A 26,370-nucleotide genomic window follows, 5' to 3' on the forward strand; every position below is an offset into this window, starting at 1 on the left:
ACATCCTCACCTGTCCCTTGATTGTGGAACTATAGCTAACCAAGTATTTCTGAAACAAAAACAAAATCAAATAAAATTATCCCCTAAAAATTCTTACAGAACAATATATCTGTAGAAATAAAATTGGTAATTCAAAAAAAATAATCAAAATTCATCAAAATAAGTAAAGTATGGAAAGTGCTCCCATAGCTATTATAGGTATCGCTTGTAGACTTCCCGGAGCTAAGGACTACAACGAGTATTGGCAAAATCTGGAACAAGGCATAAATAGTATCAGTGAAATACCTGCCCAAAGATGGGACGTAGAAAAGTATTATTCTCCTAATCCGGGATCACCTAATAAAACTATTAGTAAATGGGCAGGATTAATAGAAGGTATAGACCAGTTTGATGCCCAATTCTTTGGTATCTCCTCGAGAGAAGCAGGAAAAGTAGACCCACAACATAGAATTATGTTGGAATTGAGCTGGTCTTGTATAGAAGATGCAGGTTACTCACTATCTCAAGTTTCAGGAAAAGATATAGGTGTTTTTATAGGGGCGTGTAACTATGACTCCATTCTATTGATGAACCAAAATCAAGACAATGTAGAAGGTCATAGTGGAACAGGAACTTGGACTTGTATGATTCCCAACCGCATCTCTTCATTTTTCAACCTACATGGTCCAAGTATTCCTATAGATACAGCTTGTTCAAGCTCACTGGTAGCTATTCATTACGCCCTGAAGTCCCTCAAAGAATCAGAATGTGAAATGGCCTTGGTGGGAGGGATCAGCGTGTTATTCACCTCAACAACATACATCCAGATGAGTCAACTAGCGATGTTGTCGCCAACAGGACAATGTAGAACATTTAGTAGTGATGCCGATGGTTATGTAAGAGGAGAAGGAGCAGGAGTAGTTTTATTAAAGCCTCTGACAAAAGCAATAAAAGATGGCGACCGCATTTATGGTGTAATTCAAGGAAGTGCAATTAATCATGGAGGTAAAGCGAGAACTATAACATCTCCCAATGTCTACGCCCAAGCTCAAGTAATTCGATCAGCTTATACGAAGGCCAATATTTCTCCGAATACAGTATCTTATATAGAATCTCATGGAACGGGCACACCATTGGGAGACCCAATAGAAATTAATGCTTTGAAAAGAGCCTACAGACAACTTTATCACCAGTATGGAGTAGAGAAAACTGAAAAACCCTACTGTGGTATAGGAGCAGTAAAAAGTAATATAGGGCATTTGGAAGGAGCAGCAGGAATTGCTGGATTAATCAAAGTCTTATTAGCAATGAAGTACAAAAAGCTGCCCAAAATTGTCAACTTCAAGGAATTAAATCCACGCATTAATATTAAAGATAGTCCTTTCTATTTCATAGAGGAAACTCAAGAATGGAAACGATTAAAAAATGAATCAGGTGAAGTTATTCCTAGACGTGCAGGTTTAAGTTCTTTTGGTATCGGGGGAGTTAATGCTCATATTGTATTAGAAGAACCCCAAAAAGAAATCAAAACTCAAAATTTAAAAGTCAAAAGTGATATTCCAGAGCGTCCGCAACAGATTTTAACCATCTCAGGGCAGACAGAGAAAGCACTAAGGGAACTAGCAACAAAATATGAGACTTATTTACAATCAGAAATTGAATCATCGCTACAAAATATCTGCTTCAGTGCCAATACAGGACGTACAGATTTTGCAGAAAGACTGGCCTTAGTAGCTAAATCTAAGGAGGAATTACAGGAAAAATTAGCAGATTTTCTCCAGGATAATGAGACAAACGGAGTGGTAAGAGGAAAAGCAGAAAGTCAGGAGAAGGAGATTGCTTTTCTGTTCACAGGACAGGGGTCTCAATATGTAGAAATGGGACGACAGTTATATGAGACTCAACCCACATTTCAGAAAATTCTAGACCAATGCAATGAAATTCTGAAAGAATATCTAGAAGTACCTCTATTAGAAGTCATTTACCCTCAAAATGCACAAAAGTCAAGTATCTCTTTGTTAGACCAAACAGCTTATACTCAACCTGCTCTGTTTGCCCTTGAATATGCTTTGGCTAAGTTATGGGAATCATGGGGGATTAAGCCAAATGTGGCCATGGGTCATAGCGTTGGAGAATATGTAGCAGCAACAGTAGCAGGAGTATTCAGTTTAGAAGATGGTCTGAAATTAATCGCCATGCGGGGACGGTTAATGCAACAGTTACCCTCCGGTGGTGAGATGGTATCTGTAATGGCATCAGAATCTCAGGTAACAGAGGCTATAGGAGAATATAGTTCTAGGGTGACAATAGCAGCTATTAATGGACCTGAAAGTATCGTGATTTCTGGTGAGAGTGAAGCCATAGCAAGTATTTGTAGTAAATTAGAATCGGAAGGAGTCAAGACTAAGCAGCTACAGGTATCCCATGCTTTCCATTCTCCTTTGATGGAACCAATGTTGGCAAAGTTTGAAACAGTAGCCAAACAAGTAACCTATAGTCAACCTAAAATACCACTAATATCAAATGTCACTGGTAAACAGGTGGGTGCAGAAATTACTACTCCTGAATATTGGGTTCGTCATGTGCGACAACCAGTAAGATTTGCCCAGAGTATGAAAACTCTAGACGAGGAAGGGTATGAACTATTTCTAGAAATTGGACCCAAGCCAATATTATTAGGTATGGGTCGTCAATGTTTGCCAGAAGATGTGGGAGTATGGTTGACATCATTGCGTCCAGGAGTAGAAGAATGGCAACAAATGCTATTAAGCTTAGGAAAATTATATGTACAGGGAGCCAAAATAGACTGGTTAGGATTAGACTCTGATTATACTCGTCAGAAAGTATCCCTACCTACATATCCATTCCAGGGACAAAGGTATTGGATAGAGACAAATCAACAGCCCAACCAACGCCACGGACAAAAACAAATCCATCCATTATTAGGCCACAAAATACAAAATGCAAGTACTCAACAAATATTTCAATCATACCTAAAAGCAGACTCACCAACCTACCTCAGTGACCACCAAGTATTTGAAAAAGTTCTATTCCCAGCGACAGGCTACCTAGAAATAGCATACTCAGCAGCCAGAGCCATACTTAAGGCAGAGGAAATAGCTATATCAGAGTTGAGTATAGCTCAAGGATTAATCCTACCAACAGGCCAAATCCAAACCATACAAACAATACTCACACCCCTAGAAAATAACCACTATAAATTCCAGGTCTATAGCACACAAGAATTAGAAAATCAACCAGTCCCCCAATGGATATTGCACACAGAAGGGAAAATTCATACCAATTCGCCGTCGCCTATCAGCAAACTTGACCTAGAAAAATACAAGAAAGCCTGTACTCAAGCCATAGACATTTCAGCACATTATCAACAATTTCAGAAAATTGGCATCAAATATGGAAGTAGTTTCCAAGGTGTCAAAGAACTATGGCAGGGACCAGGTCAAGCCATAGCACAAATATGCTTACCAGCCGAATTAACTCAAATTACAGAATACAACCTACATCCAGCCTTATTAGATGCAGCTTTACAAATCATAGCTTATACCGTCAGCAATACCCAAAAAACAGAGCAAACATATCTACCAATAGGCATCAGCAAATACCAATTGTATCATGCCATTCCCACTAGAGTTTGGGCAGTAGCAGAAATCACAACCACCCCTCTGACAGCAAATGTCTTCCTCGTAGACAACCAAGGAAAAATCCTCGCCGAAATTAACGGATTAAAACTAAGAGCAACAACAGCATCAGCCCTATTAAAAAGCCTATCACCAGACATCAGCCATTGGTATTATCAAATTGATTGGCAACCCCAGCCGTTACAACAGGGCAACCCGCCAACCAGCCAAATCAACAAATGGTTAGTATTCACAACAGAAACTCAAATTGTACAAGTACTAGAAGAACAAGGTATAGACTCGATCAGAGTCACACCAGGAACAACATATCAACAACTAACACCCAAACACTATCAAATCAACCCTCAGCACCCAGAAGAATATATTCAACTACTACAAAACCACCCATCAATCACAGGTATCATACATCATCAATGGTACAACCAGTCGCCAGCTAATCAACAAGTAGGTCTACAAACAAATCCAGAACAAACCTGTAGTAGCTTGCTGCATCTAGTGCAAGCCATCATCAAAACCAAACCTGAAACAAGACCAAAACTATGTATAATCACATCTGATAGCCAAAGTGTACATTCAGAAACAGAGCTGACTAACCCCGAATCAGGTAGTCTGTGGGGATTAGGGCAAGTCATAAGTCTAGAACACCCAGAACTCAAATGTCAACGCATAGACTATGACAGCCAACAATCACAAAAGACAAAAACACTTACAGCAGTAGTAGCAGAAATCCAGTCACAAAATAAAGAATACCAAATAGCAATTCGCAATGGAGTCCGTTATGTAGCCAGACTCGTACCCCAAAATCAACAACATAGTCAACAAGAAAATCAACCGATCCAATTAAAACTATCAAAATATGGAATCATAGACAACCTCAACTGGCAACCAATGGAGCGACGTTGCCCATCAGCCAACGAAGTAGAAATCCAAGTCGCTACAGTAGGATTAAACCTCCGAGACGTACTCAACGCCCTGGGATTACTCCAAGAATACTACAGAGAAAAATTAGGAATCAGCAGTACCGAGCAACTTACCTTTGGGTTTGAATGTGCAGGAACAATCGTTGCAGTCGGAGAAAAAGTATCACAGTGGCAAATAGGAGACGAAGTGATAGCCACAATGATACAGGATGGATTCAGCAGTTTTGTCACACTCAAAGCTGAGTATGTGATGCCTAAACCCCAACAAATGAGCTTCAGTGAAGCAGCAACCCTGCCCTTGACATTCCTAACAGCCAATTATGGATTAAAACAGCTAGCCCAAATCCAACCAGGAGAGAAAATTCTTATCCATGCGGCAGCAGGAGGAGTAGGGCAAGCAGCAGTACAAATAGCCCAAGGAGTAGGAGCAGAAATATATGCCACAGCCTCACCAGGGAAATGGGAATTTCTACGCTCACTAGGCATCAAGCACATATACAACTCCCGCACACTGGATTGGGCAGTCCAAATCATGACAGATACAGAAGGAAAAGGAGTAGATGTAGTACTCAATAGTCTCAACGGAGAGTATATAGACAAAAGCATAGAAGTCTTAGCAACAGGAGGGAGATTTGTCGAAATTGGCAAAATAGGGATTTGGTCAACTGAACAAGTCACAGAAAAACGAGCAGATGTGAAATATTTTCCCTTTGACTTAGGAGAAGTAGTTCAACAACAACCAGATATCATCAGTCAACTATCAAAAGAATTAACTCCGCAATGGAACAAAGGTAAACTCAAAGCATTACCTTATAAAGTCTTCTCCAGTAAAGAAGTAACATCCGCCTTTAGTTATATGCAGCAAGCACAGCATATAGGGAAAGTAGTAGTTTCCATGCCAGAGGTGAAAAAGAATCAAATATCAATCCAACCCCAAGCAAGTTATTTAATCACAGGAGGCTTAGGAGCATTAGGATTAGAAGTTGCCCAGTGGATGGTCAAACAGGGAGCCAAACAAATAGTATTAACAGGGCGTCGCTCTCCTAATCAAACAGCACAAAAAGTTCTAAGTAAGTTAGAAGCAACCGGAACCTCAATCAGTGTGTTATTAGGGGATATTTCTGTGGAGAAAGATGTAGCCGAAATTTTCCAGAAAATGCAGAAATTATTACCACTCAAAGGGGTAATTCATGCAGCAGGAGTATTGGATGATAAGTTAGTGCAAAACATGAGTACACAGCATCTGGCAAAAGTCATGGCTCCCAAGGTAGCAGGAACTTGGAATTTGCATCAGATGACCAAAGATTTAGAATTAGATTTCTTTGTCTGTTTTTCGTCCATAACTTCGATGTTGGGGAATTCAGGTCAAGGAAATTATGCTGCTGCCAATGCTTTTATGGATGCGTTCGCCCACTATCGCCGAGGTCAGGGTTTACCAGGATTGAGTATCAACTGGGGACCATGGGCATTTGGGGGTATGGCGGCTAGTTTAGAGACTCAGCATCAGAATCGCTCAGAAAGTATTGGAATCAGGAAAATTCAACCAGAAGAAGGGATGGTGGCATTGGAGAACTTGTTATCAGGGTCTCAAAGCCAAGTAGGAGTGTTTCCAGTGAATTGGTCACAGTTTTTGACACAAGTACCTGGTGTGGAAAAAATGCCATTGTTGTCAGAGTTAATTTCAACTCAACCATCACTGCCTCAAAAATCAGGGTTGTTAGAAAAATTAGAAGCTATAGCGGTAAGGGATAGAATGGAGTTATTCACAACTCACATTCAGTCGATGGTAGCCCAAACTTTAGGACTCACAGATGGACAAAAGTTGGAAAGGCGTCAACCATTGTTTGATTTAGGATTAGATTCTCTGATGGCAGTGGAGTTGAAAAATAGGTTAGAGTCAAGTTTACAGACAAGTTTAAGTTCTACATTGTTATTTGATTATCCTACCCTTGAGGCATTGGTAGAGTATTTAGCTGATGTAATTCCTATTGAGTTTTCCATAACAGATAGCCCCCAAGTAGATAATAACTTGTCTAGTTTTGAAGGAGTGTCTATAGAAGCTTTACAGTCAGAAACAGAACCAATAGCCATCATTGGAATGAGTTGTCGCTTCCCTGGAGGGGCCAATTCTCCTGAAGCATTCTGGGAAATACTAAACCAAGGAATAGATGCCATATCTGAAGTACCCCAAGAGAGATGGAAAATTGACGAATACTATGACCCCAACCCTGATACTCCCGGCAAAATTATCACCCGCTATGGTGGTTTCCTCTCACAGGTAGATCGGTTTGATGCTCCATTTTTTGGCATTTCTCGCCGAGAAGCTCAAAGTTTAGACCCACAACAGAGGTTATTACTCGAAGTAAGTTGGGAAGCAATAGAAAGAGCTAATCTATTACCAGAAGAACTTTTCAAGACTCAGACAGGAGTATTTATTGGCATCTGCACTAGTGATTACTCACAACAACTAGCAAACTTTGGTACGCCAGAAGCTTATTGGGGTACAGGTAGCGCTCTCAGTGCAGCAGCCGGACGTTTATCATACATATTAGGGTTAACAGGACCATCTTTATCTGTAGATACGGCTTGCTCTTCTTCCTTGGTATCTGTACATTTAGCTTGTCAAAGTCTAAGAAACCGAGAATCAGAGCTGGCTTTGGCCGGTGGTGTGAATTTTTTGTTATCTCCTGACAATAGTATTGTATTTTCTCATGCGAAAATGTTATCTCCTGATGGGCGATGTAAGACTTTTGATGCAGAAGCCAATGGTTATGTTCGCTCTGAAGGATGTGGAGTTATTATCTTGAAACGACTCTCTGATGCTGTAGCTCATGGGGATAATATCCTGGCAGTGATTCGGGGATCTGCCATCAACCAAGATGGAGCGAGTGGAGGATTGACTGTACCTAATGGTCCATCTCAGCAAGCAGTGATTCGTCAAGCCTTGGAAAATAGTGGGGTAGCTCCAGCTAGTATTAGTTATATAGAAGCTCATGGTACAGGTACATCTTTGGGAGACCCCATTGAAGTAGGATCAGTAGGAGAAGTGTTTAAAAAGACTCACACTCAAGAGAAACCTGTAATTATGGGTTCAGTCAAGAGCAATATTGGTCATTTGGAAGGAGCAGCAGGGATTGCAGGTTTAATGAAAGTAGTATTACAATTGCAACATCAACAGATAGTACCATCATTACATTTTCATCAACCGAACCCTTATATAAGTTGGGAGCAATTACCTGTAGAAGTTTCAACTCAGATGAGGTCTTGGCCCAATAATGGTCAAGCTCGTGTAGCAGGAGTGAGTTCCTTTGGTTTTAGTGGAACTAATGCTCATATAGTTTTAGAAGAAACTCCCATTGAGGGACAGAATCAATCTCATCGAGACTCTGCATTTATGAGTGGAGGTGAAGAGAAGATAGAACGTTCAGTTCAGATATTAACTCTGTCAGGGAAAACAGAAAAGGCTTTGAGTGATTTAGTCAAGAGTTATCAAAATTATCTACAAGCACCAAACAATGAAAGGAAGCTAGCTGATATTTGTTATACAGCAAATACATCAAGAGCTAAGTTCGATTGTAGATTAGCAATTATTTCCTCAAACCGACAAGAATTAGTAGAAAAACTGCAAAAGTACACACAAGGAGAGTCAGTAGCTGGGATCTACTCAGGAGAAGTAACAGATAACAGCAACACACCGAAAATAGCCTTTTTATTCACAGGTCAAGGTTCCCAATATGTGAACATGAGCAGGCAGTTATATGAAACAGCACCAGTATTCCGAGCTGTGATGAACCAATGTGATGAAATTCTCAGCAGTGAACTAGAAGAGTCTCTGTTAAATATCCTGTATCAGGATAACAATGATTCTAAAGCATCTCTACTCAACCAAACGGGTTATACTCAACCAGCTCTGTTTGCAATAGAATATGCCTTATTCAAATTATGGGAATCTTGGGGAATTAAACCTAGTATAGTCATGGGTCACAGCGTGGGAGAAATAGTGGCAGCAACAGTAGCAGGGGTATGGAGTTTAGAAGAGGGTCTCAAACTAATAGCATCCAGAGGAAGATTGATGCAAAAATTACCGTCTGGTGGAGAGATGGTATCAGTAATGGCATCAGAATCAGTAGTGAGTCAGTACATCAGCTCTGAAAGTGAAGTAGCAATAGCAGCAATCAATGGACCAGAAAGTACAGTCATCTCAGGATCATCCATGGCCATCAAGGCAATAGTCAATCAACTAGAAGCTAAGGGAATCAAAATTAAACAACTAGAAGTATCCCATGCCTTCCATTCACAATTAATGGAACCAATGTTGGCAGAGTTTGAAGCAGTAGCTAATCAAATAACCTATAATCAACCAAAAATACCAGTAATATCCAATGTCACAGGAACAATAGCAGACGATAGTATTGCTTCGGCTCAATATTGGGTAAATCATGTGCGTCAACCAGTGCGTTTTGCCCAAGGAATGGAAACCTTGCACAAACAAGGTGCTGAAATCTTCTTGGAAATTGGACCAAAACCAATATTATTAGGTATGGGTCGTGAGTGTCTCATGGGAGCAAAAAAACTATGGTTGTCAAGTTTACGTTCGGGCAAACCAGACTGGTTACAAATGCTGCAAAGTTTAGGGGAATTATATATACGGGCAATAAAAATTGATTGGTTAGGATTTGAACGGGATTATTTCCGTAAGAAGGTAGCGTTACCAACATATCCTTGGCAAAGAAAAAGGTATTGGATAACAGATATTCAACAGCGTAAAAGTCAAAACAAAAAGAGCATAACATCTGAATTAGAGAAAGTACAACCAGATGGAGTAAATATCCAGCAAGAGGAAATACAAACGAACAAAGACCTAATATTACAGCAACCCAAACTAAAATTATCAGAACCAGAATCACTATCTTTCCCCAAAACTACATCAGTTACAGAGCTTCCACCCAAAATAAAATTGGCTCAGTTGACAGTTCAAGTAAAACCAGTTCAAGCTACTCAGCAAAATATTGAATCTGAAAATATAACCCAATTCGATAGTCTTGATAAAAAAGATGTTGCTCAAATTAGAGAAACTCTTAAAGAAAGTCTGGCAGAAGCTCTGTATGCGGATATTAGTGAAATCGAAGAACACAAGAAATTTGTTGATTTAGGTTTAGATTCTATTGTTGGTGTAGAATGGATAACTAATATCAATAAAATCTACAATCTAAAGATCAAAGCTACTAAGTTATACGATTATCCTACCCTATCAGATTTAGCAAAATATATCGCCCAAATCCTATCAACTCAGGAGAAAAATATTGATGTGGAGCGATCGCCATCTGCTCAAACTGGAACAACTATCAGCAACCAATCTCTAAAATTAACTGACTCCCAGAACAATTTCTCACAAGTCAAAGAAACTTTGAAACAACAATTAGCGGAAGCTTTGTATGTGGATATTAGTGAAATTGAAGAACACAAGAAGTTTGTTGATTTAGGTTTAGATTCTATTGTTGGTGTAGAATGGATAACTGAAATCAATAAAACTTACAATTTAAATATCAAAGCTACTAAACTATACGATTACCCTACCTTGTTAGAGTTAGCAAAATATATTACCCAGGAAATTTATTCTACAGGAGGAAGCCAATTACCAAAAGAGAACAAATCTATAGAGGATAAAGAATCTATTCAAAAAGACTATGTGTCTGGAGATTCACAAGAGGAAATGAAACAAAAATTACGCTCAATATTGAAGAAAGTAGCTAATGGAGAATTAACAGTCCAAGAAGGAAATCAAATGATTCAAAAAATCAAAAATCAAGTCAAAATATAGTATAATTTTTTAGGAGAATGTTATGAATAAAGAACAAATATTTAATATTATCAAGAAACATACTTATGAAATAGCACCCGAATTAGAAAGAGTACCTATATCACCAACTGATAGTCTAAAAAATTTAGGCATTGATTCAGTAAATAGAGCAGAAATTATAATGATGGTCATGGAAGACTTATCCTTAAATGTTCCACGCATTGAATTAGCTGGAGCCAAAAATATAGGAGAATTGGTCGATATATTTGCAAGCAAATTATAAGCGGTGAATTATGGGAATTAATTAAACAAGAGGGCTGATCAATGAGTAATATAGAGATAACAGGTATGGGCATTTTTACTTCCATTGCTCAAGGAGTTCCTACTTTTAAAGAAGCTCTGTTATCAGGAGAAACTCAATTTGCTTATCTAAAAGATCCTGGACGTGAAAGCATCAAACCATTTATTGGTGCCGAACTTCCCGATATTGACACCAAAACCCTATTCCCTGAGTATAGTGGATTGTTACGCACAGCTACTAAGAGCGCCCAAGTCGCAATAGTAGCTGTTGCTGAGGCCTGGCAAGATGCCCAACTAAGCTCCAGCAAAGTTAACCCAGAACGAGTAGGATTAGTCGTAGGTGGTTCAAATTTACAACAACGTTACCAGCAGCAAACCTGGCAACGTTATCAGTCACGCCAGGAGTTTATACGACCAACTTATGGGCTGACATTTTGGGATACGGATATATTGGGCATCATTTCCCAATGTTTTCATATTCAAGGTGAGGGCTATAGTGTAGGTGGAGCTTCTGCCAGTGGAGCAGTTGCTATAATTCATGCTGCCCGTCAAATTTTAATGGGGAACAGTGATATTTGTATTGCCCTGGGAACTTTATCCGATCTATCAGGATATGAATTCCAAGCACTGATGAATTTAGGCGCAATGGGGAGCGAACGTTTTGCCGATCGCCCAGACCTCGCTTGTAGACCATTTGACCAAGACCATGATGGGTTTATTTATGGAGAAGGTTGTGGAGCAGTAATTTTAGAGAGAAGTGACCACGCTCAACAACGGGGCGCTCAATCCTATGGCCAACTCAAAGGTTGGGGATTGGCTTTAGATGGAAACCGTAGTCCCGAACCTTCCCAAAAAGGGGAAGAACGAGCTATAAATACTGCTTTAGCCATGGCAGGCCTTCAGGCAGAGAGTATTGATTATGTGAATACCCATGGTACTGGTTCCCCCCTTGGTGACAAAACAGAAGTGGCAGCTTTAAAATCTGCGGGACTTAACCATTGCCTACTCAATTCAACAAAATCTTTAATTGGTCACTGTCTAACTGCTGCTGGTGTAGTGGAAGCGATCGCCACCATATTACAAATGAAATTTGGTTTTTGTCATCCAACCAAAAATTTAGTTAATCCCATTGATACAAGTCTAAATTGGGTGAAAGAAACTTCAATTCAAGCTGAGATCAAATATGCTATTAGCAACAGCTTTGGTTTTGGGGGAATTAATACAGCTTTATTAATTAATTTAGAATGAAGAATTAAGAATTTAGAAATAAATTTTTAAGAATCTCAAATAAAGAATTAAGAATTTTTTAAATAAAAATGGCTAAAAAAGATATACAAGAAAGGACTCTGAATTTTAGTATAAGAATAGTTAATCTTTGTAAAATTTTAAGAGAAAATGGTGGGACAGGATATGATTTAAGCAAACAATTAATACGTTCTGGAACTAGCATTGGAGCTAATGTTGAGGAAGCACAAAATGCAGAAAGTAAACCTGATTTTATTCATAAAATGAGTACTTCTCTTAAAGAAGCAAGAGAAACAAATTATTGGTTAAAAATATTAATTGCGACAGAAAAAAAACTAGAACAAAGATTACTGCCTTTATTAAATGAATCGAATGAATTAATTTCTATTCTTCACGCAATTATCAAAAATACTAAAGCTCAAAACTAATTCTAAATTCTTAATTCTAAATTCTTAATTCGGATTAAACTTATGCAACAAGTTGGAATTGAAGCACTAAATGTATATGGGGGTTCGGCCAAACTAGATGTGCGAATGTTAGGACAAGCACGTCAGTTAGACATGACTCGCTTCGACAATCTTATGTTGAAAGAGAAGACAGTTGCTATGCCTTATGAAGATCCAGTTTCTTACGCTATTAATGCAGCCAAACCTATTATCGATCGCCTCAGCGATCTAGAAAAGCAACAAATCAAAATGGTAGTGACCTGTAGCGAATCTGGCATTGATTTTGGCAAATCTATGAGCACTTATATCCAGGATTATTTGGGGCTAAGTCGTAACTGCCGAATGTTTGAGATTAAGCAAGCTTGCTACTCAGGGACAGCAGGTTTGCAGATGGCATTAAACTTAATTTTGTCCCAAACATATCCAGGAGCTAAAGCTTTAGTTATAGCAACTGATATATCTCGGTTTCTTGTTGCAGAGGGAGGAGAAGTCGAGGGCGAAGATTGGTCTTTTGCAGAACCAAGTAGTGGTGCTGGGGCAGTGGCTATTTTGGTCAGTGATGTGCCTAAGATTTTCCAAGCTGATGTGGGATGTAATGGTTACTATGGTTATGAAGTCATGGATACTTGCAGACCTAACCCAGACTCAGAAGCAGGAGATGCAGACTTATCATTGCTATCCTACCTAGATTGTTGTGAAAATTCCTACCAGCAGTATCAAGACCGGGTAGAAGGAGTAGATTACCAAAAAACTTTTGATTACTTGAGTTTTCATACTCCTTTTGGAGGTATGGTAAAAGGCGCTCACAGAAGTATGATGCGTAAATTCAAAAGGGCAAAACCTGTGGAGATTGAAGAAGACTTTCAGAAACGGGTGATGCCTGGATTAGTCTATTGTCAACAAGTAGGGAATATTATGGGAGCGACGGTGTTTTTATCTTTAGCTAGCATGATTGACAATGCAGATTTTGGCCACCCCCGACGAATTGGTATATTCTCCTATGGTTCCGGTTGTTGTTCGGAATTTTATAGTGGAGTTGTCACCCCACAAGGAAAGGAAATTCAAGCTCAACAAAAAATTTCATCACAGTTATCAATGCGTTATTCCTTAAATATGGAAGAATATGAGCAGTTACTCAGTCATAGTTCTACAGTTGCCTTTGGTACTAGAAATGTGACTTTAGATTACAAACTCTTTCCTGGTGTGTGGAAACAAATTGAAGGTAAAGGTCGCTTAGTGCTCAAAAGAATTAAAGAATTTCACCGAGAATATGAATGGGTATAACTATGAATTATCAAACTCTAAAAATCAGTTATCAAGACGTTGTACAAAGGATTCAAATATATCGACCTGAAGCTAACAACAGTATCAATAGTCAGTTAACGATGGAATTGTTGTCCGCTTTGCAAACTGCTGAAGCAGAGGAAGTCGTTAAAGTAGTGATATTAGAAGGACTACCTGATGTGTTTTGTACAGGGATGGATTTTGAAGAAGTGGTAACAGGAAAACAACTCGACCCAAAAGCAAGTAATCATGGTTACTACAATATTTTGAAACAAATGTCTCAAAGTAGTAAAGTAATTTTGTCACTTGTGCGTGGCAAAGTCCAGGCAGGGGGAGTGGGTTTAGTAGCAGCAAGCGATCTAGTTATTGCTGATGAAACAGCAACTTTTGTTTTATCAGAATTATTATTTGGGTTATTGCCAGCTTGTGTATTGCCTTTTTTGATTCGTCGAGTGGGATTTCAAAAAGCCTACCGTTTAGCACTAACAACTCAAACTATCTCAGCATCAGAGGCTGATAAGTGGGGATTAATCGATGAATATGGCAGTAATACTAATCAGTTAATTAGTAAATATATTCGACGTTTAAAGTATTTACCCTCATCAGGGGTGAAAGAGTTAAAAAATTATATTAATCAGTTATGGATTATTCAAGCAGAAACTCAAGATTTAGCTGTAAATAAGATTTCTAACCTAATAGCAGATCCTACGATCCAAGAAAAAATTAAACGTTTTCAAAAAGAAGGATTATTTCCATGGCAAATGTAAATCTTAATTTAGACCGAGTAAAGGGCAACTCCGATGTAGTACAACTGGTGGAGTTGGGTAATGGTGTCGTGCAAATCACGATGAAAGATGAAGAAAACAGGAATGCCTTTTCTCCCGGAATAATTGAGGGATTATATAAATGTTTTGGTGCAGTTGCTCAAAACAAAAATTATAAAGTGGTAGTTTTGACAGGTTATGGAAATTATTTTTGTTCGGGAGGAACAAAAGAAGAGTTAATCGGTATTTACGAAAGAGAAATTAAATTTAATGATTTAGATTTTTTTAGGATAGCACTAGATTGTGAAATACCTGTAATTGCAGCCATGCAAGGTCATAGTATTGGTGGAGGTTTTGTTTTTGGATTGTATGCAGATTTAGTTGTGTTCAGTCAAGAAAGTATTTACACCACTAATTTTATGAAGTATGGTTTTACTCCAGGTATGGGATGTACGTTAATTGTACCTGAGAAGTTAGGTGTATTCGGGTATGAAATGATGTATACTGCCCAAAACTATCGAGGGAAAGAATTGGCTCAACGGGGTATTCCTTTTCCAGTTGTACCAAGAAAAGATGTGCTAAAAGTTGCGAAAAAGATAGCTTATGAAATGTCGGAAAAACCTAGACTATCTTTAATAACTTTAAAGGATCACTTAAGAGGAAAAATTAGCCAAAAGCTACCTGAGTTTGTAGATAAAGAACTGGCTATGCATGACATAACTTTTCATCAACCAGAGGTGGCAAGTAGAATTGAGAAAATTTTTGGCGAAACAACAACTATGGTTGATTCGCTAGAATTGAATCAAAAAATTGTCAAGCAAGAGCGAGAACAAATAAATCAGCAAGAAGAAATACTAAATCAATTACAATTGGATGAAATTTCTTTAGAAAAAGCAGAACAAATGCTGCTGAATTTAAGTGAAGAAAAAGTAAAAGAAAAAGCAACAATAAATCAACCAACTAATAATAGTAATAAGCCAATTGAATTGGATAATTCGGAAGAACTATTATCTCAATTTATTTCTGGGGAAATATCTTTAGAAACTGCTGAAAAACTCTTATTAGAAGAAGTAGTAGAAACAAATAAAAAAACAGAGAATAAAAACGATATAGCAACTACAGATATTGCAATTATTGGAATATCATGTCGATATCCAGGAGCCAAAAATAGGAAAGAATTTTGGCACAATTTAACCAATGGAGTTGAGAGTATTACAGAAGCTCCACCTGGAAGATGGGAACAGAAAAATTGGTATCATCCCGATCCAGAACATCCAGGTACATCCTATTCAAAATATGCTGGTTTTTTAGATGAAATAGATAAATTTGACCCTTTCTTTTTTGAAATTTCTCCACTAGAAGCTGAGTTTATGGAACCTCAGCAAAGAATATTTTTAGAAGAAGCTTATCATGCTATCGAAGATGCGGGATATGCTCCTGATTCCCTCAAAAATCAACAGTTTGGTATATTTGTGGGAGTAGCAGATAGTGGTTATAGCAAATTATTGTCAGATGCAGGAGTAGGGAATAATCGACTAGCACTCACAGGAAATCTCCCGTCAATGGTATCCGCCAGAATTGCCTATTTTCTAGATACAAAAGGCCCAGTAGTAGCTATTGATACGGCTTGTTCCTCTTCATTAGTTGCCGTTCATCAAGCTTGTGAAAGTATTCAACGGGGAGAAAGCAAACTGGCCATTGCTGGGGGAATAGTCATTATGACAACAGCAGATGGACAAATCTTGTCGAGTCAGTCTCAAATGATATCTGCTGAAGGACATTGTAAAACCTTTGATGCTGAAGCATCTGGTACAATTTGGGCCGAAGGCTGTGGTGTCGTTTTATTGAAAAGGTACGATCAAGCGATTCAAGATGGCGATCATATCTATGGAGTAATCAAAGGAACAGGAATTAATTATGATGGTAATACTAACGGAATCACAGCTCCAAGCAGTCAATCTCAAACCAGTTTAGAAGAAGGAGTTTATCATAAATTTGGAATTAATCCAGAAACTATTAGTTATGTAGAAGCTCATGGAACTGCAACAGTATTGGGAGATCCTATAGAAGTAGAAGCGTTAACAAATACCTTTTCTAAATGGACTAAGAAGAAACAGTTTTGTGCGATCGGAACTGTAAAAACAAATATAGGTCATGCAGTTTACTCCGCTGGAATTTCGGGTTTAATTAAAACCGCTTTGTGTCTTAAGAACCAGAAGTTAGTTCCTTCGTTAAATTTTAATCAAGCTAACCCACATATTGATTTTGAAAATAGCCCATTTTATGTCAATACAGAATTGAAAGATTGGAAAATCCCTGATGGTCAAATAAGACGAGCTGTAGTCAGTTCCTTTGGTTTGACCGGAACTAATGCTCATCTAGTTATAGAAGAAGCACCGCTAGAAGTCAGAAGTCGTAGGGGCGAATGGCCATTCGCCCGTACAGAAGTCAGAAGTGATAGTACAGCTTCTGTGCAAGAGGGAAATTATTTAGAACGTTCCTTGCATTTATTAACTCTCTCAGCTAAAACAGAAAAGTCTCTTTCCGATCTAGTTGTTAGTTATCAAAATTATCTGGAAAAAGAAAATAATGACAGTGAGTTAGGAGATATTTGCTACACAGCTAATACCGGACGTACCCATTTTAACCACAGATTAGCAGTCATTGCTTCTAACCAAAATGAATTAGTAGAAAAACTCGCACAATACGAAGCAGGTGAAGAAGTAGCAGGAATATGTTCGGGAAATCTACCAAACAATATCACTCCACCTAAAATAGCCTTTTTATTCACAGGGCAAGGTTCCCAATATGTAAATATGGGGAAGGAACTATATCAAAAGTCATCAGTATTCCGAAAAGCTATTAATAAATGTGACGAAATTTTAGGGAGGTTGTCTGTAAAGTCCCTATTAGAAATTCTCTATCCCGAAGATCAAGACACATCCAACTCATTCCTATTAAATCAAACCGCTTATACCCAACCAGCAATTTTTGCTATAGAATATGCTTTAGCACAAGTATGGCAATCTTGGGGAATCAAGCCAGATATAGTCATGGGTCATAGTGTAGGAGAATATGTAGCAGCAACAATAGCAGGAATTTTTAGTTTAGAAGATGGTCTGAAACTAATTGCCGAGCGGGGACGGTTAATGCAAGAGTTACCCCCTGGTGGTGAGATGGTGGCTGTGATAGCATCAGAATCTCAAGTGGAAAAAGCTATAAGTGAATATACTTCACAAGTGACAATAGCAGCAATTAATGGACCAGAAAGTATCGTGATTTCTGGTGAAAGTGAAGCGCTGGCAAGCATTTGTAGTAAGTTAGAAGCAATGGGAGTTAAGACTAAGCATTTACAGGTGTCCCATGCTTTTCATTCCCCGTTAATGGAGCCAATGTTGGCAGAATTTGCAGCCGTAGCTCAGTCAGTCATCTATAATCAGCCTAGAATACCACTGATATCAAATGTTAGTGGTGAACAGGTGGGTGTGGAAATTACTACTGCGGAATATTGGGTAAATCATGTCCGACAACCAGTGAAGTTTGCCGAAAGTATGAAAACTCTGCATGAGGAAGGTTATGAGGTATTCTTGGAAATCGGACCAAAACCAATATTACTGGGGATGGGACGTCAATGTTTACCAGAAGATGTAGGAGTATGGTTGCCATCATTACGTCCTAATAAAATCCCCCTCCCGTCCTCCTTAGAAAGGGGGAGGTTAGAGGATGCTGCGCTTTTGAACAATGAATGGCAGCAAATGCTATCAAGCTTAGGAAAATTGTATGCAAAAGGAGCTACAGTAGATTGGTCAGAGTTTGACGGAGATTATACTCGTCAGAAAGTAGCATTGCCAACTTATCCATTTCAGGGAGAAAGATATTGGGTAGATACTTCTAAAAATCAAGACCGGAATACTACTAATCAAAGTTCAAATTTAGTTAAACTACTTAATCAAGGTGGCATAGAGGAATTAACTCAAGAACTGAAGTTATCAGAAGAATTAACAGAAGATGAACAAAAATTATTACCTAAGTTATTAAATATTTTAGCTAAAAGACAGCAAAAATATCTGCAAGAGCAAGATTACATAGTAGGTGACTATTATGATGAATTGGCTTCTGTTCTGGATGAAGAGGCAATTTTGAACTATATTCCTTTGCCGGGGATTATGAGAGGATTTTCATCAATTCTATTTTTCGCCAAATTAAAAACACAAGAAAAATATCATAAATTAGCATCAACAGCTCAACAAGAAATTAGAAATATAGGTTGGCAGAAAATCGATTTTTCTTCTTGCCAGAAAGTTCTAGATATTGGTTGTGGTCATGGAACAGATTTAATGACTTTAGGGCAGAAGTATAATCACTTAGAGCTTTGTGGTTATACAATATCAGAACGGCAAGTAGAATTAGGAAATCAAAAAATTAATCAGTTAAACCTAGAAGAACGACTCAAAATTATTAATGGAGATAGTTCCCAGGATGAGTTCCCAGAAAATTACGATCTGATATATGGATTTGAAGTAACTTGTCACATCAAGAAGAAAAAAGAACTATTTTTGAATATCAGAAATCACTTAAATAATGAAGGTAATTTAGTCTTATCAGATTTTATCTCTAACGCCTCATTTAGTATCGATTATGATGCTCACTCATCTTATCTCATAACTCAACAAGAATGGTTAGATTTACTATCACAAAATCATCTGAAAATCATACATTATGTAGATATTAGTAATGAAATAGCTAATGGTCTAGACGATCCAAATTTTACAGAGAATCTCAACTATATATGTAAAAAAAGTAATTTAAACGAAAATGCCAGAGTAGGTCTTCAATCTTATGACAACCTATACAAGATGTTGCGTAAGAAGCTAGTCAGCTATGTAGTAATGACAGCACAAAAGCAAGACTTATTGTCAGTAGATGAAATTTACAAATGGAACCAAGAAATTCTACAGAAACCACTACATTATTCTGATGTTTCATTACAACAACTTTTCTATAGAGTAGAATGGCAAAAAGCAACAGCTAAACAACAACAGAAAAAACAACTACAGTCGAAAAATTGGATAATATTCAGCGACAGAGATGGTGTAGGTAAAAGACTGAAAAACCTCTTAGAAAAAAGAGGCGATCGCTGTTTCATGGTATTCAGAGGGGAAACCTACAAGCAAAAAGAAACAGGAAGTTGGGAATTAAACCCATCTAATCCAGGAGATTTTGAGAGGTTTTGCCAAGAAGTAAAGATAACTGTTGGAGAAAGTCTGAGAATAATTCACTTGTGGAGTCTAGAAACTACACCTTCTCAGCAACTAACTCAGTCAGCTTTAGAATCAGCACAAAAGTATAGTTGTGGTAGCGTATTGCATCTGGTGCAAGCTATGGAAAAACACTGGGACTTGAACTCACTCTCACCTCAACTGTGGTTAATTACCAAAGGTTCCCAGTCAGTTTTACCTGATGTAGAAGAAGTAGCAATAGCCCAAACCCCACTATGGGGAATAGGAAAAGTCATATCTCTGGAACATCCTCAATTATGGGGAGGACTAATAGACTTAGACAAGGAATCATCCACAAACGAAACAGAAATACTACTACAACTAGTAGAAGAAGATGAGCAAGAAGATAGACTGGCCATTCGTCATGGAGAAATCTATGTAGCTCGTTTAGAAAGAAAACTCTTAGCAGAGTCTCAGCCACTATCCTTGAGTGAGGAAGGAAGTTATTTAATTACTGGGGGAACAGGAGCATTAGGATTAAGTATAGCTCAATGGTTGGTAGAGAAGGGATGTAAACATCTAGTATTAACCGGTCGCTCTCAACCATCAGAGCAAGCACAATTGAAGATTAATAGTTTACAGAAGCAAGGATCAGAGGTAGTTGTAACTCAAGCAGATGTATCTGTTCAAGAAGATATGGAGAGGGTATTCAAGCAAGTAGAAGAAGTAATGCCACCTCTCAAAGGAGTAATTCATGCAGCAGGAGTCATAGGATTTCACTTGCTTCAGGAGTTGGAACTTTCTCAACTCGAAGCCATACTACGTCCCAAAGTAGTAGGAGGATGGTTGCTACATCAATTAACTCAAAAGCTAAAGCTCGACTTTTTTGTTAATTTCTCCTCCATTGCATCAGTATGGGGTTCAAAAGGTCAAGCTCACTATGCAGCAGCCAACAATTTTCTGGATGGATTAACTGATTATCGGCAATCTATGGGATTACCAACCTATAGCATAAATTGGGGGGCTTGGTCAGGAGGAGGAATGGCAACAGGAGAGGCAATGAATTTGCTAAACCAAATGGGGGTAAAACCAATGGAACCAGAAAAAGCAATAGCGGCTTTGGAGAAAATATTAGCAAGCAATAGCCCTCACACAGTAGTAGCAGATATAAATTGGGATTTATTTAAGGAACTGTATGAATTAGGAGCTAAAGGGTCATTTCTGGAAGAAATTTCACTATACTCAGAAGCAACAGACGGAGAACGCGCTTCGGAAAAAAGCTCAGAGTTGTTACAAGAACTTCATCAAGCTCCAGAAAGTGAACGGAACCAAATGCTAATCGAGCATCTTCAAAATGATGTAGCAAAAATTATAGGATTATCGAAATCTCAACTTCCAGATCCGGAGTTAGGATTCTTTAAAATGGGAATGGATTCCTTGATGGCAGTTCAGCTAAGAAATATGTTGAATTCTACTTTTAGGTCCTCCATCAGCACAGCAACCTTGTTTGAAAAGTCTAATATCAAAGACTTAGCTGAATACTTGATAGCAGAAATTTTCCCAGAAGGGGAGGAAGAGGAAATTGATCTTCAAGAAAGTCAAGAAGTAACTCCTCCCAAGCAGATAGAAACAGAATTTGAAGGAGAAATTGATAGTGCCATCGCCTCAGAATTACAAGAAATCCAAGCTTTGCTGAAGGAGGAAAACTAAAGTGAGTAATACTTCTCAAACAAGCCAACAAAACGTCTTATCCAAAGAAGTACTTCAAACTTTGAAGGAAATGCGGGGTAAGCTCGAAGCAGTAAACAAAGCCAAAACCGAACCGATCGCAATTGTTGGTATGGCCTGTCGATTTCCTGGAGGAGCTAATGACCCATCAACATACTGGAATTTATTACATGATGGTATAGATGCAATTACGCCAGTTCCTCCTGAACGTTGGGATGTGAGTGCCTATTACGATCCAGACCCAGAAGTTCCAGGGAAAGCTTACACGAAACAGGGTGGGTTTATCGACCAAGTTGACCAGTTTGACCCCTTATTTTTTGGTATTTCTCCAAGAGAAGCAGTTAGTTTAGACCCTCAATACAGACTACTGTTAGAGGTAACGTGGGAAGCACTGGAAAATTCTGGACAGACCTGGGAAAACCTTAAGAATAGTAAGACCAGTGTCTTCATGGGTATCTCTACAGATGACTATGCTGCCGTAACTCTAAATGAAGCCAGTAGTTACCCTACTCTGGGAAGTAATAGAAGTGTTGGTGTAGGTCGTATTTCTCATCTCTTGGGTTTACAAGGATCTAATATACAGGTAGATACAGCTTGTTCAAGTTCTTTAGTTGCTACCCATTTAGCCTGTCAAAGTTTACGTTCAGGAGAATCCAACTTGGCATTAGTGGGTGGAGTCAATTTAATATTATCGCCCATCAGCACTATTGCTCGTTGCCAACTGAAAGCACTATCTCCTGATGGTCGTTGCAAGACTTTTGATGCTGCTGCAAATGGTTATGGTCAGGGAGAAGGATGTGGTGTCCTAGTTTTGAAGCGCTTGTCTGATGCAGTTAGTGATGGAGACCTAATTTCAGCCGTTATTCGAGGTTCTGCGGTTAATCACGATGGGCCAAGTAGTGGCATGACAGTTCCAAATAGAATGGCTCAAAAACAGGTAATTCAACAAGCTCTGACAAATGCCAAGTTAGAACCCGACCAAATTAGCTATTTGGATGCTCACGGTACAGGAACTTCTTTAGGAGACCCCATAGAAATAGAAGCTCTGGCAGAAGTATACGGCAAAAATCGTCCAGCTGATCACCCTTTAATTGTGGGGTCAGTAAAGACTAATATTGGGCATTTAGAAGCAGCAGCAGGTGTATCATCTTTGATGAAGGTAATTTTAGCCCTTCAGCATCAGGAAATACCTCCTCATTTACATTTAAAACAACCTAACCCTCATGTAGATTGGGATAGATTACCAATAAAAATTCCTACTTCATTAATGCCTTGGTCTGGTGAGGGAAAACCAAGAATAGCAGCAGTTAGTTCCTTTGGTATGGGTGGTACCAATGCTCATATAGTTTTAGAAGAAGCTCCTGTAGAATTTAGAATTAAAAATTCAGAATTTAGAATTAAGACAAATGGGGAAAGGGGGGGTGATTTAGAGCGTCCGCTGCATATACTAACACTATCGGCAAAAACAGAAAAAGCTTTAGCAGATTTAGTCAGTAGTTATCAAAAGCATTTAGAAACATATCCAGATTTGGCAGTAGCAGATGTATGTTACACGGCTAATACAGGAAGGAAACATTTTAAGCATAGACTAGCAGTTATTGCTTCTGACCAAAAGGAATTAGTAGAAAAGCTACTTGACCAAAAAACAGGAAAGGAAGTGGTTGGACTATCTTGTGGAGAATTTGATAGTGGTAGCGCAAGTTCTAAGCTAGCTTTCCTATTCACAGGGCAAGGTTCCCAGTATGTGAATATGGGTAAGCAATTGTATGAAACTCAACCAACTTTCCGTCAAGCTTTGGATCGATGCGACCAAATTTTACAACCCTATCTAGAAGTGCCTCTACTAGAAGCTGTATACCCTAAAGATGAACAAAAGTCAACCTCGAATTTGTTAGACCAAACAGGTTATACTCAACCAGCTTTGTTTGCTATAGAATACGCCCTAGCTAAGTTATGGGAATCTTGGGGAATCAAACCAACTGTAGTCATGGGTCACAGTGTAGGAGAATATGTGGCAGCAACAATAGCAGGAGTTTTCAGTTTAGAAGATGGTCTGAAATTAATTGCTATGCGGGGACGGTTGATGCAACAGTTACCCTCCGGTGGAGAGATGGTGGCAGTGATGGCCTCAGAATCTGTGGCGGTTGAAGTAATAGCTGATCATAGTTCACAAGTGACAATAGCAGCGATAAATGGACCAGAAAGTATGGTTATTTCTGGAGAGAGTGGAGCGATCGCAACCATTTGTAGTAAGTTAAAAGCAATAGGAGTTAAGACCAAAAAATTACAAGTTTCCCATGCTTTTCATTCCCCGTTGATGGAGCCAATGTTGGCCGAGTTTGCAGCAGTAGCTCAGTCAGTCATCTATAATCGGCCGAAAATACCACTGGTATCAAATGTAACTGGTCAAAAAGCAGGAAATGAAGTAACTAAGGCCGAATATTGGGTAAATCATATCCGACAACCAGTACAGTTTAATCAAAGCATAAAAACATTGCACGAGCAAGGGAATGAACTTTTCTTGGAAATAGGACCGAAACCAATATTGTTAGGGATGGGGCGTAGATGTCTAGCAGGAGATTCAGGAGTATGGTTGCCATCATTGCGTCCAGGGGTAGAAGAATGGCAGCAAATGTTATTGACTTTAGGAAAGTTGTATGTTAAAGGTATAAAAATAAATTGGTCGGGGTTTGACCAAGGTTATGCTCGTCAGAAGGTGGCATTGCCAACGTATCCTTTCCAAAGAGAACGTTACTGGGTAGAAAGAACGGAAAACAAACAGAAACAACAACATCAAAAGTTAGAAAATATTGGTGAGACTCCAATTGTTCAACTACTCACTCAAGGAAACACAGAAACCCTCACTCAACAACTAGAAAGAGCGGTAAATTTTTCACCAGAACAACTGAAACTCTTACCAGAAATATTAGATGTATTAGCTAAACAACATCAAGAACAATTAACAGCATTAACTGTAAAAAATTGGCTCTATGAAATTCAATGGAAACCTTTAGCTCAAAGTAACTCAACAACAAACATTCAATTAAGTCATTGGCTAATTTTAGCCGATACTACAGGAGTAGCCGAAAAATTAGCCCAAAAATTACAACAACAGGGTCATGAATATAGCTTAGTTTATAGAGGGGAGAACTATCAAAAACTAGCAGCAGGAAAATATCAACTAAATCCTCATATTCCTGAAGAATTTGAAAAACTGTATCAAGAAATTAAGCAAAATACTCCAACTCCCTTATCAAAGTTAATTCACCTGTGGAGTTTAGACGCTCCCGAATCAAAAGACTTAACCCTTGAAACTCTAGAAGAAACCCAAATATGGGGATGTGGCAGCGTGATGCACCTGTTACAAACCTTACTCAAAAACTCTAGCATTCCCCAACTATGGTTAGTAACCCGTGGGTCTCAGTCAGTAACAGAAAATAATATAACAGGACTAGCAGCATCGCCTCTGTGGGGATTAGGTAGATCAGTGTCCCTAGAACATCCCCAATTATGGGGAGGATTAGTGGATCTAGACCCACAAGCTCCAGAAGCAGACGAAATAGAAATGCTATGGCAATTATTAGTTAATGAACTAGAAGAAGATAATCTAGCTTTACGGGGAGAAAATACCTATGTAGCTCGTCTGGCAAATCAATCTCCTCCAGAATTGTCTCAACCCCTATCCTTATCATTAGATGGTAGTTACTTAATAACTGGAGGATTAGGAGCGTTAGGATTACATACCGCAGAATGGTTGGTAGAAAAGGGAGCTAAAAATATTGTCTTAACTGGGCGCCGCCCTCCTTCAGAAAAAGTCCAAGAATCTATAAAAGAATTAGAACAAGCAGGATGCCAAGTCAAGGTTTTGTTAGGGGATGTTTCTATTGAAGAAGAGATAGCCGAAATTTTGGAGAAGATTCATACATCTTTACCAACACTCAAAGGAATAATTCATACAGCAGGAGTGCTAGATGATGGAACCATACAACAGATGAATTGGGAGCGTTTTGCTAAAGTCATGGCACCAAAGGTAATAGGAACTTGGAACTTACATAAATTAACTAAAAATTTGCCATTAGATTTCTTTGTCTGTTTCTCCTCAATGGCTTCCTTAAATGGTTCCCCTGGTCAAGGAAATTATGCTGCGGCCAATGCCTTTATGGATGGTTTAGCTGGTTATCGTCGCAGCAGAGGATTATCAGGATTAGCCATTAATTGGGGAGCATGGGCATCAGGGGGTATGGCTGCTCGTTTAGCAGTGGAGCATCAAAATCGGATTCAGGCAAGTGGGATAAGTGAGATTGCTCCCAAAGAAGGAATGTATGCCTTAGATTTACTGTTACGAAATCAATTGGCAAGGGAGCAGGTAGGTGTAATAGCCGCCAAGTGGTCCGTATTGGCAGAACATTTGAGTAGTATCAAAAAAAGTTCATTACTACGAGAATTATTACAGAAGGAGGAATTGGCAGAACATGATACGCTGAAACAGAAGGTCAAAGTCGAAATTTTAGCAAAATTAGAGACGGCCTCACTAGAGGAACGTCAAGAAATTTTAACCGAACATATTCGAGGGCAAGTAACTCAGGTACTAGGTTTGAGTTCATCTCAATTACCTGAGCTGAATCTAGGGTTTATGGAAATGGGAATGGATTCTTTAATGGCAGTGGAATTAAAAAATCGACTGCAAAATCAACTAGGAATTAACTTACCTGAGACAATAGCTATAGAATATCCAACAATTATGAAATTGTCCTTATATGTAGAGGAATTAATGGCATGGAAGACAACAGAAAATAGCCTATCCGAGGATGGCATGAATAAAACTGATGTATCAGAAAGAGATGGTAAAATACTGCCAGTTCTGGAAGATATTTCAGAAGAAGATTTTGAAACACTAGCAGCTCAACAACTGGAAAAAATTCAGAATATGCTCTAATATTTGAGGTGAAAAAGATATCTTTTGGGATCTGCTTATAAAAAAGGTATGAAATAGGTAATTTCTATAGTTATAGAAATTATTTAATTT

At 38.6% G+C, this 26,370-nt stretch carries 8 protein-coding genes; all 8 read left to right on the plus strand.

Annotation, left to right across the window (positions count from 1 at the left end; all coding sequences use genetic code 11):
* Nucleotides 1-170 precede the first annotated feature (170 nt).
* The 8 genes from F6K23_RS05895 to F6K23_RS05930 all read left to right on the plus strand — a co-directional run bounded on the left by F6K23_RS05895 (nucleotide 171) and on the right by F6K23_RS05930 (nucleotide 26,280).
* Nucleotides 171-10,379, plus strand: a complete 10,209-nt coding sequence (locus tag F6K23_RS05895; RefSeq protein WP_293151917.1) for a type I polyketide synthase — start codon at nucleotides 171-173, stop codon at nucleotides 10,377-10,379.
* A gap of 22 nt (nucleotides 10,380-10,401) precedes the next feature.
* Nucleotides 10,402-10,641: an acyl carrier protein gene (locus F6K23_RS05900; RefSeq protein ID WP_293151920.1), complete on the plus strand. Its 240-nt coding sequence runs from the start codon at nucleotides 10,402-10,404 to the stop codon at nucleotides 10,639-10,641.
* Nucleotides 10,642-10,682: 41 nt separating this feature from the next.
* Nucleotides 10,683-11,906 carry a beta-ketoacyl synthase N-terminal-like domain-containing protein gene (locus F6K23_RS05905; protein WP_293151923.1) on the plus strand — a complete coding sequence of 408 codons (1,224 nt, stop codon included), beginning with the start codon at nucleotides 10,683-10,685 and terminating at the stop codon, nucleotides 11,904-11,906.
* A gap of 68 nt (nucleotides 11,907-11,974) precedes the next feature.
* Complete coding sequence (locus tag F6K23_RS05910) at nucleotides 11,975-12,331, plus strand: four helix bundle protein (RefSeq protein WP_293151926.1); 357 nt, start codon at nucleotides 11,975-11,977, stop codon at nucleotides 12,329-12,331.
* Nucleotides 12,332-12,373: 42 nt separating this feature from the next.
* On the plus strand, nucleotides 12,374-13,633 hold the full coding sequence (locus F6K23_RS05915) for a hydroxymethylglutaryl-CoA synthase family protein (RefSeq protein ID WP_293151928.1): 1,260 nt from the start codon (nucleotides 12,374-12,376) through the stop codon (nucleotides 13,631-13,633).
* Complete coding sequence (locus tag F6K23_RS05920) at nucleotides 13,624-14,400, plus strand: enoyl-CoA hydratase/isomerase (protein ID WP_293151931.1); 777 nt, start codon at nucleotides 13,624-13,626, stop codon at nucleotides 14,398-14,400. Before F6K23_RS05915 ends, F6K23_RS05920 begins: the two co-directional genes overlap by 10 nt.
* Nucleotides 14,388-21,326 carry a type I polyketide synthase gene (locus tag F6K23_RS05925; protein WP_293151934.1) on the plus strand — a complete coding sequence of 2,313 codons (6,939 nt, stop codon included), beginning with the start codon at nucleotides 14,388-14,390 and terminating at the stop codon, nucleotides 21,324-21,326. The genes F6K23_RS05920 and F6K23_RS05925 overlap by 13 nt, the downstream gene beginning before the upstream one ends.
* A gap of 1 nt (nucleotide 21,327) precedes the next feature.
* Nucleotides 21,328-26,280, plus strand: coding sequence for a type I polyketide synthase (locus F6K23_RS05930; RefSeq protein ID WP_293151936.1), 4,953 nt, complete (start codon nucleotides 21,328-21,330; stop codon nucleotides 26,278-26,280).
* Nucleotides 26,281-26,370 lie beyond the last annotated feature (90 nt).

The organism is Okeania sp. SIO2C9 (assembly GCF_010672455.1).
Taxonomy (GTDB): Bacteria; Cyanobacteriota; Cyanobacteriia; order Cyanobacteriales; family Microcoleaceae; genus Okeania.

Bases quoted from the DNA above. Each gene is read 5' to 3' on its own strand.
- F6K23_RS05915 (WP_293151928.1), top strand. From the start codon at position 12,374: ATGCAACAAGTTGGAATTGAAGCACTAAATGTATATGGGGGTTCGGCC.
- F6K23_RS05925 (WP_293151934.1), top strand. From the start codon at position 14,388: ATGGCAAATGTAAATCTTAATTTAGACCGAGTAAAGGGCAACTCCGAT.
- F6K23_RS05920 (WP_293151931.1), top strand. From the start codon at position 13,624: ATGGGTATAACTATGAATTATCAAACTCTAAAAATCAGTTATCAAGAC.
- F6K23_RS05905 (WP_293151923.1), top strand. From the start codon at position 10,683: ATGAGTAATATAGAGATAACAGGTATGGGCATTTTTACTTCCATTGCT.
- F6K23_RS05900 (WP_293151920.1), top strand. From the start codon at position 10,402: ATGAATAAAGAACAAATATTTAATATTATCAAGAAACATACTTATGAA.
- F6K23_RS05895 (WP_293151917.1), top strand. From the start codon at position 171: ATGGAAAGTGCTCCCATAGCTATTATAGGTATCGCTTGTAGACTTCCC.
- F6K23_RS05910 (WP_293151926.1), top strand. From the start codon at position 11,975: ATGGCTAAAAAAGATATACAAGAAAGGACTCTGAATTTTAGTATAAGA.